The organism is Candidatus Clostridium radicumherbarum, from assembly GCF_045310525.1.
GTDB classification, from domain to species: Bacteria; Bacillota; Clostridia; order Clostridiales; family Clostridiaceae; genus Clostridium_AT; species Clostridium_AT radicumherbarum.
The window spans coordinates 1,127,351-1,143,045 of the sequence record NZ_JBJHZY010000001.1; the positions used below are offsets into that span (position 1 = coordinate 1,127,351).

The 15,695-nt window shown below is 33.7% G+C and carries 6 protein-coding genes; 3 read left to right on the plus strand and 3 right to left on the minus strand.

Annotated elements, in window-relative coordinates; all coding sequences use genetic code 11:
- Positions 1–294: 294 nt before the first annotated feature.
- Both ACJDUH_RS05425 and ACJDUH_RS05430 read left to right on the plus strand, forming a co-directional pair.
- Positions 295–5,937 (plus strand): glycoside hydrolase family 2 TIM barrel-domain containing protein, encoded by a 5,643-nt coding sequence (locus ACJDUH_RS05425; protein ID WP_406764138.1) that lies wholly within the window; start codon positions 295–297, stop codon positions 5,935–5,937.
- A 155-nt stretch (positions 5,938–6,092) separates the two neighbouring features.
- Positions 6,093–9,317 (plus strand): glycoside hydrolase family 3 N-terminal domain-containing protein, encoded by a 3,225-nt coding sequence (locus ACJDUH_RS05430; RefSeq protein ID WP_406764139.1) that lies wholly within the window; start codon positions 6,093–6,095, stop codon positions 9,315–9,317.
- 187 nt (positions 9,318–9,504) lie between these two features.
- On the opposite strand, the gene ACJDUH_RS05435 is transcribed toward ACJDUH_RS05430, so the two are convergent.
- From ACJDUH_RS05435 to ACJDUH_RS05445, 3 genes are all read right to left on the minus strand, one after another.
- A complete protein-coding gene (locus ACJDUH_RS05435; protein WP_406764140.1) occupies positions 9,505–10,401 on the minus strand; it encodes a DUF2156 domain-containing protein in 897 nt (298 codons plus the stop codon).
- A 136-nt stretch (positions 10,402–10,537) separates the two neighbouring features.
- On the minus strand, positions 10,538–12,892 hold the full coding sequence (lon, locus tag ACJDUH_RS05440; protein WP_406764141.1) for an endopeptidase La: 2,355 nt from the start codon (positions 12,890–12,892) through the stop codon (positions 10,538–10,540).
- Between the two features lie 81 nt (positions 12,893–12,973).
- The gene (locus ACJDUH_RS05445; RefSeq protein WP_406764142.1) at positions 12,974–13,537 is read right to left on the minus strand and encodes a TetR/AcrR family transcriptional regulator; all 564 of its coding nucleotides are present in this window, start codon (positions 13,535–13,537) and stop codon (positions 12,974–12,976) included.
- Between the two features lie 278 nt (positions 13,538–13,815).
- Here ACJDUH_RS05445 and ACJDUH_RS05450 point away from each other — a divergent pair, with 278 nt between their 5' ends.
- On the plus strand, positions 13,816–15,657 hold the full coding sequence (locus ACJDUH_RS05450) for a peptide ABC transporter substrate-binding protein (RefSeq protein ID WP_406764143.1): 1,842 nt from the start codon (positions 13,816–13,818) through the stop codon (positions 15,655–15,657).
- The last annotated feature ends 38 nt before the right edge of the window (positions 15,658–15,695 follow it).

A 15,695-nucleotide genomic window follows, 5' to 3' on the forward strand; every position in this document is an offset into this window, starting at 1 on the left:
AGTATAAAGAATTAAAGAAGAAAATCCCTTTATGGGATTTTCTTCTTTTTATACAAATATAAAACTTAAAAGTATAATCAATAGAAAATATTGACAATAAAGAAATGCATAACCTATAATGTTAGTATGGGAATAAATGTAAAATATACTAAAAAGATCAAGACTTAAAGGAAAGAAAGCTGTATTTTTTCCCTTTCATTTAATAGTACTATTTAAACATTAAGGGGGTGAAACCGTTTAGTTGATTAAAATTACTTTAGCCAACAATTTAAATTTAGAAAGGAGAATGAATTTATGAGAAAAAAAAGACTTAAGCCATTGTCAATTCTTATGACTTTTATGATGGTCTTAGGGAGTATTGGAAGTTCAGCATTTACAGTATTAGCTGATGTACTTCCTAATGGATACCCTGAATGGAACAACAATCCTCAAACTTTTGCGGTAAATAAGGAACCGAGCCATGTAACATTGGTACCATTCGATAATTCTGAAGCAGCCCTTTCAGATATAAATAAGGATATAGCTAATAGGGGTATACGGGTTGATTCCACAAATCTTGTACATCTAAATGGTGCATGGAAATTCAATTTTGCAAAAAATCCTGCTTCTAGACCTGTAGATTTTTACAAAGAAGATTATGATATTAGCAGCTGGGATACAATTAAGGTGCCAAGCAACTGGCAGACAGAAGGTTATGACTATCCAATTTATACAAATATTACTTATCCTTGGACAGGTTATGAGAGTTTAACAACAACACCTCCCCCAAAGGCTCCAACGGTATACAATCCTGTCGGGTCATATAAGAAAACCTTTTCTATTCCGGAAAACTGGGATGGAAAGCAGATATTTGTATCTTTTCAAGGAGTATCATCTGCGTTTTATGTTTGGGTAAATGGCCAGAAGGTAGGTTATGCTGAAGATAGTTTTGTACCTAAGGACTTTGATATTACAAAGTATGTTAGAAAAGGTGAAAATAACATATCAGTTGAAGTTTATAGATGGTCTGATGGTAGCTGGCTGGAAGATCAGGATTATATACGTTTAAGTGGAATATTTCGTGATGTATTCCTCTTTTCAACACCTAAGGTTCATTTAAGAGACTTTAAGATTGAAACTGATTTTGATTCAACTTATACAAATTCTACACTATCAATTAGGTCTAATATTCATAACTATAGCGGAGAAAACCAAGGAGTATACACCGTAGAAGCCATGCTTTATGATGGTACAAGACCTGTACTCGATGAGCCTATTACTATGAGTGGAGACTTTTCAGGTGGTGCAGAAACTGTAATAAGTAGCAGTGCAGTAGTACCAAATCCTAAAAAGTGGTCAGCTGAAGCTCCTAATTTATATTCTATGGTATTAACTCTTAAAGATCCTAACGGAAAAATAATTGAAGCGGAGAATACAAAAGTAGGCTTTAGAAAGTTTGAGTTAAAAAGTGGCCAGATGAAAATAAATGGTACTGCAATTATGTTTAAGGGGGCTAATCGCCACGAGACAGACCCAAGTACAGGAAGAACTATACCAATGAGTGATATGATTACTGATATTACATTGATGAAACAATTTAATCTGAATACAGTACGTGACTCACATTATCCAAATGATCCAGCATGGCTTGAATTATGTGACCAGTATGGATTATATGTAATTGATGAAGCAGATTTAGAGTCACATGGAGTCAGTGGCACACTACCAAAAAGTGACCCGAACTGGACTGCTGCATGTATTGATAGAATGCAAAGTTTGGTAGAAAGAGATAAAAATTATCCATCAGTTTTGTTATGGTCACTAGGAAATGAAGCTGGAAGTGGTAGTAACTTTAAGGCAATGGCTGACTGGACACATAAAGCAGATTCAACTCGACTTGTACATTATGAAGGAGACAGTTCAGTAGCAGATATAACAAGCCAGATGTATCCTAGTGTAAGTACCGTTGAAAGTTACGGAAAGTCTGGAAATTCTAAACCTTATTTTATGTGCGAATATGCACACGCCATGGGTAATAGCAATGGAAACTTACAGCAGTATTGGGATGTTATCGAAAAGTATCCAAACCTTCAAGGTGGATGCATTTGGGATTGGGTTGATCAAGCATTGTGGGAACCTACACCAGTTACTTATATTGCACATGATACAGTTAATGCCAATATTAAAGGTACTTTAATAGGAAAAGTTGTAGATCCAGGCCAATCTGGAAAGGCGATGCATGGATATATGGACCTTACCAATGATTCATCTCTTAACATAACAGATTCATTAACAGTAGAAGCATGGGTAAAGCCATATAATAATGGTTCAACTGATAATGAATTTGTTACAAAAGGTGATACACAGTTTGCTTTGAAGCAGAGCGCTAATTATATGGGCTCTGGGAACCCTGGACTAGAATTCTTCATCTACGATAAAAATAACCCTGGAAGTAATACTCAATGGATTTCAGCCAATGCTGCAGTTCCAGCTAACTGGTATGGAAGCTGGCACCACATGGTTGGTACTTTTGATGGACATGTAGTTAAGCTATATGTAGATGGTCAGCTATTAGCACAGAACCAGCATGATTCAAAAATAAGCACTAACAATTATGCTGTAAGCATTGGTCGTAATGCTGAGAAGAACAGGAATGCTAATGCAGATATTGATTCAGTACATATATACAATAGGGCATTATCATATGATGAGATAGTTGATTCTTCTAGAAAACCTGATAGCAGCACAGTTTTATGGATGAATTTTGATCAATTTGAAGAACAGCATTATACAGATACAAAGTATCTTGCATATGGTGGTGATTGGGGAGACAACCCAAATGACGGTAATTTTTGTGCAAATGGAATATTACTAGCAGATAGAACACCAAAACCACAAGCAATGGAAGTTAAGCATGTTTACCAAAATATAAAGGTAAACCCTATTGATATATTAAATGGTAAAGTTGAAGTTGCAAACAAATACTTATTTACAAACTTAAATGAATTTTGCGGAAAGTGGACACTGACTGAAAATGGTAAGGTTATACAAAATGGTAATCTTCCAGTTTTGGATGTAGCACCAAAAACAAGCAAACAGATAACGGTACCTATTACTAAGCCTCAAACAAAAGCAGGAGCAGAATATTTCTTAAATTTCAGCTTTACTTTGTCACAGGATGAACAATGGGCAAAGGCTGGATATGAAGTAGCTTCTGATCAATATCAAGTTACCTTTGATGTTCAAGATAAGCCTGTATTAGATACAACAAAGATGTCAAATTTAAATTTAACTGAGACAAATGACAGCGCAGTTGTAAAAGGAACTGATTTCCAGATATTATTTGACAAGGCAAAGGGTGCAATTACATCCTTCCAATATAAAGGAACTGAACTTGTAAGCAGCCCTCTTCAACCAAATTTCTGGAGAGCTTCAAACGATAATGATAAGGGAAATGGAGAGCCTTCAAGAACAGCAACATGGCGTTATGCAGGACAAAATAGAACAACTGATAGTGTTACTGTTAAAAGGGTATCTGATCAAGTAATACGTATTGATGTAAGCAATACACTTCCTACAACTACAGCTTCTCAGTACAGCAGCAACTATACTATCTATGGAACAGGAGATGTAACTATAAACAATACTTTAAAGCCTGGAAGCAGCAGTCTTTCTGAAATACCTGAAATTGGTATGGAAATGAAGATGCCGGCAGGTTTTGAAAATTTAAGTTGGTATGGCAGAGGACCTGAAGAGAACTATTGGGATAGGAATACAGGAGCTTTTATAGGCTTATATAATAGTACTGTAACAGATGAATTCGTGCCATATATTGAACCTTCTGAAACTGGAAATCACACAGATATAAGATGGATGACAGTTACAAACAAGGATGGGGTAGGGCTAATGGTTTCTGGACAACCGTTAATGGAGGCAAGTGCTCTTCATTATACAGCTGAAGATTTAAGCACAAAAGCTCATACCTATCAACTTACAAAGATACCTGAAACTGATTTACATCTTAATTATAAGCAGATGGGTGTAGGCGGTGACAACAGCTGGGGAGCAAAACCTCACCCTGAGTTCACTTTGTATTCAAATCAGACATACTCCTACAGCATGAGAATAAGACCTATAGCAACGGGACAGTCTGCTGATGAATTAAATAATTATGATCTAAGTACACATTTAATTAGAAATATTAAAATTGATGGAAAAATACTAGATAGCTTCAATGGAGATGTCAATTCCTATAATATAACCCTTAATGCATCAGCTGTAACAGGTCTTCCCAAAGTTGTAGCAGCTGGAATAAGTGACAAGGTTAAGATAACTGTAAAACAGACAGAAGAGCTTCCTGGTTCTGCAACTATAACAGCTGTAAGTGAAGATGGCAGTTTGACTGAAACTTACAATATTAACTTTAAAGTGGATAGTAAGGCATATTTAAGTGATATTGATTGGGTAAGTGCAACTGTTGGCTGGAGTACTATTAAGAAGGATAAGAGTATTGATGGAAATACATTAACCCTAGCAGCAGCCTCAGGTGCAATTACCTATAATAAAGGAATAGGCACCCATGCAAATTCAACTATTATCTATAACATAGAGGGAAAGGGGTATAAGACCTTTGAAAGTTACGTTGGGGTAGATCAAGAAATAACAGGAAATTACACTGATGGGCTAATATTCCAAGTATATCTTGATGGAGTTATAAAATTTGACAGTGGATTGATGAAAAAGAATACTGTTCAAAAATTCATAAGTTTGGATTTAGCTGGAAGTAAGGAGTTAAAGCTTGTTGTAACAGATGGTGGAAAGGGTAATAATTCAGAAGACCATGCAGACTGGGCAAATGCAGGCTTTATTACTAATACCTTAAAAGCTGCAGCCTTAAATATTGATAAGTCCATAATAGGTCCTAATAGTTCTGGAGCTTTGACAGTAACTGGAGCAATGGATGATGATTCACTAGCAGATATTTCTAAAGCCAAAATAACCTTTACAAGCGATAATTCAGGAATTGCACAAGTAGATGATAAGGGTATTGTAACTGCAGTTTCTGAAGGGAAGACAAATATTAATACCTATTTACTTCTTGGTGGGATTATAAAGAAGGCGACTGTCTTAGTTACTGTAGATTCAACAGCACCTGAAACTAAAGCTTTAGTAGAGGGTACCTTAAAGGATGGCTGGTATTCATCAGATGTAAAAGTAACTTTGAATGCAGAAGACAGTGTTTCCGGAGTTGACAAAATTGAATATAAACTGGATAACGGAGATTGGAAGCTTTATGAAGGACCTCTAACCTTTAAAGAGGAAGGAACATATTCACTACAGTATCGTTCAACTGACAAGGTTCTAAACCCTGAAGGAATAAAGACTTTACAGGTAAATATTGATAAGACCAAACCAACATTTACATTAACAGCTGGTGATAAAGCTGTAATTGAAGGAGCTAGCTTTGAAGATTATTATCCAATTGTATTTAAAGTTGATGATAATCTTTCTGGTGTAGTTAGCGCAAAGATAAACATTAATGGGGATGATTATAATTTAGAATTGGCAAAAGGAAAGTCTTTAGATATAGACTTTGCGGGAAAAGCCGGAAAATATAAAGCTATTGTAACATTGGTAGATAAGGCTGGTAATACCACAAATAGTACCATTAATTTTGAGGTTTCAACAAGTATAAGTTCAATAAGCCAACTGATGGATAGATTTGTGAAATCTGGAGAACTAAAAGGATCCATGATGGATCAACTTACAAACAATCTAAGCCAGGCACAGCATCAATTGGAAGACCAAAGACCAGATCAGGCTGCTAAGCACATGGAGGACTTTGTAAAACATCTTAATAACGAAGCATTAGCAAAAGATGTATCAGCAAATGCAAAAGCTGTGTTTAATGCAGATGCAAATGTATTAATAAAGCTGTGGACAGTAAATGATAAATAGTTAAAACTAATTAAAATAAGAGCTTCAGCAAAACTGAAAGCTCTTATTTTAGATTTAATCTTACAAAATTTTATATTCATATTTAAATACATACTGTCATAAGTTTTATTGTGATTTAAACTATATCAAAGGTGAGAAAGAGAGGGGAATTTGTATTGAATAAAAGTATTAGAAAAAAATTATCCTTATTGTTAACTCTTGTATTTCCTGTTTCCATGCTTACAAGTATGTCATTTACACAGACTACTAAGGCAGAAGATAGTGTCATACCAGTTTATCTAGATCCTGATGCGCCGGTTGAATCAAGAGTATCAGATTTACTCAGCAGGATGACACTAGATGAGAAGGCTGCTCAAATGCTGCAAGGTGAAATAGGTACAGGTTCAGGTAATGTAAAACCTGCTGATTTTGCAACATATACATTAGGTTCTGTGTTAAGTGGCGGAAGTGCTGACCCAGCAACAGGAAACGATGCTCAGAGCTGGTATAATGCAGTCACAGCTCTAGTTAGCGCATCAACTCAAACTAGATTGCATATACCTACTATTTATGGTGTAGATGCAGTGCATGGTCACAGTAATGTTGTTGGCGCAACTATATTCCCACATAATATTGGTTTAGGCGCTATTGGCATGGGAGATTCTGATACTGCTCAAGGATTGGTTAAAGGTATAGGGGCAGCAACTGCTGAAGAAATGAGAGTTACAAATATTCCTTGGACGTTTTCACCATGTCTTGCAAACCCTCAAAATCCAACTTGGGGCAGAAGCTACGAGGGTTTCGGTGAGGATTTAGAGCTGGTTGCAAAACTTGGAACTGCTTATGTAAGAGGATTACAAGGTGACAGCATTAGTGAGCTTAAAAATCCTAATAAGGCAGTTGCTACAATAAAGCATTATATTGGAGAAGGTTATACAGTTAACGGAATTAATCAAGGGAATGTAACTTCTATGACTAAGGAACAGATTGCAGCAGAAATTTTAAAGCCTTATGCTGATGCAGTTGCAGCAGGTGCCAGAACTATTATGCCTTCCTATAATAGCATACAAGGTGTAAAAATGACTGCTAGTAAATATTTACTTACAGATATTTTAAAGAACCAATTAAAGTTTGATGGCTTTGTAATTTCTGACTATAATGCTGCTGCACAAATTACTATGGATGAGAATGGTAATGCGGTATCTGGGCTTAAAAATCAAATAAAAGTTTCTGTAAATGCAGGTGTAGATATGCTTATGCAGCCTACAAATTGGAAGACCTGCATAGGGCATATTATTTCGCTTGTTAATGATGAAATAGCATCTCCTGGTACTGGAATACCTATGTCTAGAATAGATGATGCAGTATCGAGGATTTTAAGAGTAAAGTTTCAGGCAGGATTGTTTGAAAACCCAATATCACCAAATCCTGCAGAAAATCCTAGTGTCGCATCAAAACTTGGTTCTAATGAAAACAGGTCCTTGGCTAGAGATGCTGTAAGCAAATCACTTGTATTACTTAAAAATGACAATGTAAATGGAAAGCCAATTCTTTCACAGCTTAAAAATATGAAAAAGGTTTTTGTTGCAGGAAAGAGTGCTAATGACATAGGATATCAATGTGGAGGATGGACAATAGACTGGCAGGGAAAAACTGGTGCTATAACCTCAGGAACTACAATACTTCAAGGCTTACAAAAGGCAGCAGCCTCTGACCAATCAATCACTTATAGTGCAGATGGTTCTGGCGCTGCAGGTAACGATGTAGCTATAGTAATAATAGGTGAAAAACCTTATGCAGAAGGAAATGGAGATAATCTAAATGGATTAGGCTTTGATTCAATAGATAAAACAACTCTTGCTAATATCAAAGCAGCTGGAATACCAACTGTAGTTGTGCTTGTTTCAGGAAGACCTATGATAATACGCGATTATATCAATGATTGGGCAGGACTTATTGAAGCATGGCTGCCAGGTACAGAAGGTGCAGGAATTGCTGATGTTCTTTTTGGAGAGAAGGACTTTGTAGGAAAACTTCCATTAAAGTGGCCATTCTACACAGAAGCATATCCACTAACTGATAAAAATAAGCAATATGTAATGTTTAATACTGGATACGGACTAACTAAGAATCAAGTTACTCCTGAACTTCCAGCAACACCAATTCATCCATATAATGTAATACCTGATGGTGCTAAAGCTACAGTTCTTCCTGCAAAGATTGAAGCTGAAAATTATATATATCAATCTGGTTGGGATGCAACTGGAAACAGCTTTATTGAAAACACCACAGATATAGGTGGTGGAAAAGATATTGGTTGGAGTGGGGCAGGTAAGTACTTAAAATATTATATAGATGTACCGCAAACTGGTAATTATAAAGTTAATTTCAGAATTGCCTCACCAAATGGAACTACTAAAGCTTTTTCCTTGAAAGACAAAGATAACAATGTGCTTTGTACCGTTGATGCTCCAAAGACTGGTGGTTACCAAGCATGGACCACAGTAACAAAAGATATACAGCTAAATGAAGGAAAGCAGCTAGTTACATTTTATTATGAAAATGCCGGATTTAATTTTAATTGGATGAGCATAACCTTTACAAAAACTACCGCTCCAATAGCAAATCCGGTTCCTGGAATATACAATACTAATCAAAATGTTATATTAACTAGTATTACACCAGATGCTAAAATTTACTATACAACTGATGGAACTGAGCCAACTATAAATAGCGCAAAATACTCTTCACCTATTAATATTGAAGCCAACACAACAATTAAGGCTTTTGCGGTTGCTGAGGGTATAGAAAACAGTGATACTACGGTATTGAACTATGTAATTGATAAAATTTGTCCAGATTATAGTTTAACAGTAAATGGAAACGATTTAAAGGAAGGAGATTCATTTAATGATTACTTGCCTTTGACATTCAAAGCTTGGGATAGTCAAACTGGATTAGCTTCTGCAAAGGTTTGTATTAACGAAACAACATATACCATTGACCTTCAAAAATCATTAAGTTTGGATATAGATTTTGCAGGCAAGACAGGAAAATACAAAGCTTTAGTTACAGTAATAGATAATGCTGGAAATACTACAAAAAATGATATAAATTTTGAGGTTTCATCGAATATAGGCTCTATGAGACAGCTGATGGATAGATTCATAAAATCTGGAGAACTAAAAGGATCCTTGATCGATCAACTTACAAACAATCTAAACCAAGTGCAGCATCAACTGGATATTCAGAGACAAGATCAGGCTGTTAAACACATGGAGGATTTTGTGAAGCATCTTAATAATGGAGCATTAGCTAAAGATATAACTGCAGATGCAAAAGCAGTGCTTAATGCAGATGCCAATGTGCTAATAAAACTGTGGGTATTGGCAGATAAGTAACAATACTAAATAAATTGAAAAAATAAAAGTAATAAGGTATCACATAGATTGAAGTTAAATAAAAGATTACTTTATTTAGATTTAAAAATATGGTATTAAAAAATGAAGTTTATTTTTGTATATTAAAAATAAACTTCATTTTATTAAGTATAAATAATTAATTGAAAAATAGTAAATAGTTATAGGATCATACGCTTAGTATGAATTTTTTTTCAAGCTTTAAAGGATAATAAGACATCTTGGATTTTCTGAGACCTTCAATTCCAAGATCCTGCTCTCTATTAATAATTTCTGAGTTATTGAAACATCTATCTACAAAGGTTCTAGCTATGAAGCTGTAAATTCCTTCTATATCCTTATCGCCTTTTTCAATATGGATAACTGCAAGCTTTTCATTTAAGCTTTCTCCAATGCTAAAGGCACCTATTTTCCCATCAACGTAAACTGCAATTCCTTTAAGGTTCAATGAATCCATATTTTTAACAATATCTTTAATTGCAATGAGCTCATAATAAAGCTTATCATCTTTTTCTTCATTTTCCTCATACCATTTTTCTGCAGCCATTATTACGTCTTCAATTACATCCTCGCTATCTATATCTACAACTTCATAGTCATAGTTTTTTATAAAGTAGTTAAAATGATTCTTTTTAGAATGAAGCTTCTTGCCTGAAAAAGTCATAAGCTTTTTAGCTTCATAGAGGTAATCAAAATTATCTCTATCTTCCTTTATGCATAGGGACTTTTTCTCTTTAAGCATCAAATTAACTTCATTTATAAAGCCTTCTTCTAAGTCCTTAAATAAGTATCTCATATTATTTTCTTCTTTATAGGTCTTTAAAGCTTCTATAATTGACATTAAATTTTCCTTAGTATAGCCTATGGGCTGCATAAAATGATAATTTCCATCGAAGTCTCTTTTTTTAATTATAAGTGCATCTTTATAAACAGTATATTGAATATCACAGGCATCCTTCCAAATGTAAAGACTCGTAAAGCAGTATTCACAACTTAAAAATTTGTAGGGTAAAATAAATTTATCAATAATTTTTTTATCCTCTAAACATATCTTTGAAAAATTCATACAAAATACCTTCCTAATGTTACTTATTTAAGCTTTAATCTTTATACCTGCATATAAGCATTATTAGTTTCTTCTTCAAAGGGTAAAAATTAAAGCTTATAAATCGTTGAATTAAAATTGAATAATTAGCTAATGTCTATTTAAATAAATGAGAAGCAGCTATCATGTCAGGAACTAAAAATTCAGGCTTAGGTAAATTAATATTAAGCGCTTCTTTCATTACATCTTCGATAGTTTCTACGGGTATAATAGTTATTTCATTTTTTACTTCATTTGGCACATCTTTAAGGTCAGATAAATTATCCTTTGGTATTAAAACTTTTTTAATGCCAGCTCTTTGAGCTCCAAGAAGTTTTTCTTTTAAACCTCCGATTGGAAGTACTGTACCTCTTAAAGTAATTTCACCTGTCATTGCAAGCTTTGAATCAACATTAATTCCTGTTACTAGTGAGGCTAGGGCAGTAAACAGTGCAATTCCAGCTGAGGGACCGTCCTTTGGAACGGCACCAGAAGGAACATGAATATGCAAATCTGTTTCTTTAAAGTTAAAGCTGTTTATGGCAAGTCTTGACTTTAATAAACTTAGTGAAATTCTTGCGGATTCTTTCATAACATCTCCAAGTTTGCCAGTTAAAATTACTTGTCCATTTCCAGGCATTGAGGTTGCTTCAATAAATAAGATTTCTCCGCCAACTGGTGTCCAGGCGAGGCCAGTGACTACTCCAATAGGGTTCTGCTGGGAAACTCTATCATGTCTTGAAACTTTATTTCCTAATACATCTTCCAATATATCTTCAGTTATTATATATGGAAGCTTAATGCTTTTAGATACTACTTTTTCGGAAGCTATTCTGGCAATTGTTGCTAGCTGCTTCTTTAAACCTCTTACTCCTGCCTCTAAAGTATAATCATCTATTATATTTTGTAAGGCTTCATCATTAAAGATAAGTTCTTTATTTGTAAGGCCGTGTTCCTTAAGTATTTCCGGAATTAAATGATTCTTGCCGATATAAAACTTTTCATTACTTGTATAGCTTGATACTTGTATTATTTCCATTCTATCTAATAGTGGTCTTGGAATTGTATCAAGTGAATTTGCTGTTGCAATAAAGAATACTTCTGATAAATCATAGGGTACATCTAAGTAATGATCTGAAAAGCTATTGTTTTGTTCAGGGTCCAGAACTTCAAGAAGTGCACTTGCTGGATCACCATTATAGCCGCCCATTAATTTGTCTACTTCATCTAAAATCATTACAGGATTTTTTGTACCTGCTTTTTTTATGCTTTGAATTATTCTTCCTGGTAATGCACCTACATAAGTTCTTCTATGTCCTCTTATCTCTGCCTCATCTTTTATACCCCCTAAGCTAAGACGTACATATTTTCTATTTAGTGCCTTTGCTATGCTCTTTCCAAGGCTTGTCTTACCAGTTCCTGGAGGGCCAACAAGAAGAAGAATAGAGCCTTTTTTATCTTTTTTAAGCTTCATTACAGCTAGGTGCTGTAATATTCTATTTTTGACTTTTTCAAGTCCATAATGGTCTCTGTCAAGTATTTGACGAGCTTTTTCAATATTAATACTTGCTTTTTTCCCTGATTTCCAAGGAAGCTGAACTAATAAATCCAGGTAATTTCTTATTATATTATAGTCTGAGCTAGTAGGACTTTGACTTTCAAACTTACGTAACTCTTCGTTGGCTATTTCCTCAATGTCTTTTGGCATATTTGCCGCTATTATTTTCTCTCTATAATCCTTTTTATTACCTTTTCCATCATTTAATTCTTCCTGAATTGCCTTTAATTGATCCCTGAGAACTTGGTCTCTATAATTTTTATTTGCCCTTTCAGAAAACTTTTCTGCAAGTTCAAATTGAAGCTTTATGCCCTCTTTATTTTTATGAAGATGTTCCAGAAAGCGCAAGCTTCTATCTTTTAAAGACTTAATGTGAAGGAGCTCATATTTATCTTCATTTGAAATTCTGGCAAATTGTGATACATATCCAATTAATTTATTTATATCATCTATTTCATCAATTTTCTTTACTATAGGTTCTGAATCTTTAAAATAAGCAGCGGTTTCATGAATTATCTTTTTTAATTCTTTAAGCATATTCTCTTTCGCTGCAGAGGTTAAATCAAGATCCTCTGAGGCATTATTAAAATCACCCATAATAATTTCAGAAGTTATATTCAAGTTTTTTATTTCTATACGTTCTAAAACCTTAAGAGTAATTTCATAAATACCTTTATTGTTTTCCAATTTTTCAACTTTAAACAATACTCCAGTATCGTAAAAGTCCTCTGTCTTTAAATTATTTTTATCGTGATTTTCCTTAAGGGGAAGTGCAATGCTTACTGAATTTTCATTTTCTAAATGCTCAATTTCTTCCTCACTTAATCTATTTAATTTAACTTTTTGAGTCATTCCAGTTAGTAAAAGACTATTTAATACTGGAAGAACCATTTTTTTATTTATTGTTTTTGTCATATCTTCAATCCTTTCAAAATCCTTATTGGCATCACTAAACTATAATATTTATCTCTAAAATAAATAATTATAGTTACTTTATTATACAAGAAGTGCATCTTGAATTATTTTAATCATTTCTTCAAGTATATTTTCTCTTTCTTCTTCTTCGATACAATGGTTACTAGAAATATATTTAATTGGAGAAAATATAATAGCTGACAGGCTATCATTCCTGTAATTTTTAATGATTTTTTTCCTCTTTAAATCATCAAATAAACTATATATACTAAATATACCTTTCATTGTTTCACATTGATTTGATAAAACAGGGCAGCAAGAAAATTGTTCTACAAAATTAAATATTTCCTCATTATCTTTTATATAGACATAATAGCTTTTTATAAGTACCTCTATAAGTTCTTTACCATTCATATCCTTATTAGTTTTATCAAGCAAATAAGAAAAGATGTCTTCAGAGTATTCTCTATAAATATCTTGAAGCATCATCTCTTTATTTTGATAGTATATATAAACTGTAGCAGGAGATACTCCAGCTTCTTTTGCTATTTTTGACATGGAGGTTCCATGTAGACCTTCTTTTAAAATGCTGCTTATTACAGCTTTTTTTATGCTGTTTTGTTTTTCATCATCTTTTTTTCTCATATTAGACACCTCGTTATAATTCTATAATAAATGAACATTCATTTAAAGTCAAGTGATGGCATGTGCATTACTTATTAAAAAAATAAGTAATAAAGCATATACATGCCATTACCATCAAAAAATATGTCAAGTAAATCATGCTGTGTTAATTCAAATTTTAATTTTGAGTGTGCTTTATTAAAAAAATTAGACATATCCTTTATTTGATTTTCATAGTATTAAGTATGTTATTTAATTAATACATAATATTTTTTAACATGTGAAAAGGGGGAAAATTAATGAAAAGCAAAAAGCTAGTTGCGTCTTTAGTGATGGCTGTCATGGTATTTACATCTGTACTAACAGGGTGTCAAACAAAACCACCAACAAATGATAAAACACCAGTAAAGGTAGATAAAGTACTTGATTACTACGTTGGTGATGAACCTCAGACTCTAGACCCGCTGCAAATGATAGGTGCACCAGATATGTATCTTGGGAACTTTTTCTTAGAAGGTTTAACAAGAGCAGGTAAAGAGGAAGGTAAATATGAACCAGGTGTTGCAAAATCCTGGAGTTTTGATCAAGCATCTAATACTTATACCTTTGTACTAAATAAAGACGCTAAATGGAGTAATGGGGATCCAGTTACTGCTCAAGATTTCTTCTTTGCATGGAGACTAGCTATGGAAGACAGCACACCTTATAGTTATATGATTTCTTATATTAAAGGTGCTCAGGATTATGCCGATGTTACTAAAAAAAGCTATTTGATAGGAAAGGATGCAGCCTTTAAGGCTTTAAATGATTCAATAAAAACTGAAAAAGATGCCACTAAGAAAAAAGATCTAAAAGCTCAGGTTTCTAAGAGAATTGAAGCTATGACAGAAACAGAAAATGCTGAATATAAAAAGTTGAAAGATGATTTATGGGCTAAGGTTGGAGCAAAGGAAAAGGATGGAAGTATTGTAATACAGCTTGCTTCTCCAGTACCTTTCTTTGTTGGCCTAACTGCATTCCCTGTATTTTTTCCAGTAAATGAAAAGTTCTATAATGAACATAAAAAAGCAGGGGACTATACATTAGAAGCAGCTGGATTGCTTTCCAATGGCCCATGGGTTGTTAAGGATTGGAAGCACAAAGAAAGTTTTGCTATGGAAAAAAACACCAATTACTGGAATAAAGACAATATAAAGATTGATAAGGTAAATATTAAGGTGGTAAATGATGTTGCAACAAGAACTAATCTATTAAAAACAGGTAAATTAGATGGATCTGCAATACAATCTACAGATTTGAAGGATTTTGAAGATCAAGCTACCTTAGATCAATATAAATTGCAGCCACTTGAAAATATGCCTGACTACACTGTATTCTATATAGACTTTAACCATTTTAGTAATAAGATTACTCAAAATGTAAATATAAGAAAAGCTATGGCCTATGCTATGGATCGTAAAACCTTTGTAGAAAAGATAAATTTAGGAGATGATCCAGCATTAGCACTTATACCAACACATTTCTTAGGCTTAAATAAGGCTTTCCGTGATGAGAATGGTGTAACTTTATTTGATGATAATCAAAAGGATAAAGCTAAGGAATTTTTGGCACAGGGCTTAAAGGAGCTTAATTTAAAAGAGCTGCCAGCAATGGATATGCTAATTGATACTGGTGATATATCTATGAAAATAGCTCAGAAATATCAAGAAGATTGGAAGCAAATCGGAATAACAGTTAATCTTATACCAGTACCATGGTCAGAAAAATTAAGCAGATTACAAGCTGGAAACTTTGCTCTTTGTGCTGATGGATGGGGTCCAGATTATTTAGACCCAATGACCTATATGGAATTGTTTGAGACTGGTAACGGTAATAATTATGGCCAATATAGTAATAAAAAATATGATGATTTGATTGAAAAGGCTAGGGCAGAAGCTGATGCTGCAAAACGCATGGGTTATTTCTATGAAGCTGAAAAGATACTTATGAATGATATGGTTATTGCCCCAGATTATTATAGAGTTGCTCATTGGACCTATAAAACTTATGTAACAGGAGTAGTACACAGAGGAATAGGAGCTAACACTGATTTCTATTGGGCAGATATTGACATGGCGGCTAAAAATGCTGAGTCAAAATAATCCTTAAATAAAGAATATTTTATGAAAAGGTATATGCT

Bases quoted from the DNA above. Each gene is read 5' to 3' on its own strand.
- ACJDUH_RS05450 (WP_406764143.1), top strand. From the start codon at position 13,816: ATGAAAAGCAAAAAGCTAGTTGCGTCTTTAGTGATGGCTGTCATGGTA.
- lon (WP_406764141.1), bottom strand. From the start codon at position 12,892: ATGACAAAAACAATAAATAAAAAAATGGTTCTTCCAGTATTAAATAGT.
- ACJDUH_RS05435 (WP_406764140.1), bottom strand. From the start codon at position 10,401: ATGAATTTTTCAAAGATATGTTTAGAGGATAAAAAAATTATTGATAAA.
- ACJDUH_RS05445 (WP_406764142.1), bottom strand. From the start codon at position 13,537: ATGAGAAAAAAAGATGATGAAAAACAAAACAGCATAAAAAAAGCTGTA.
- ACJDUH_RS05425 (WP_406764138.1), top strand. From the start codon at position 295: ATGAGAAAAAAAAGACTTAAGCCATTGTCAATTCTTATGACTTTTATG.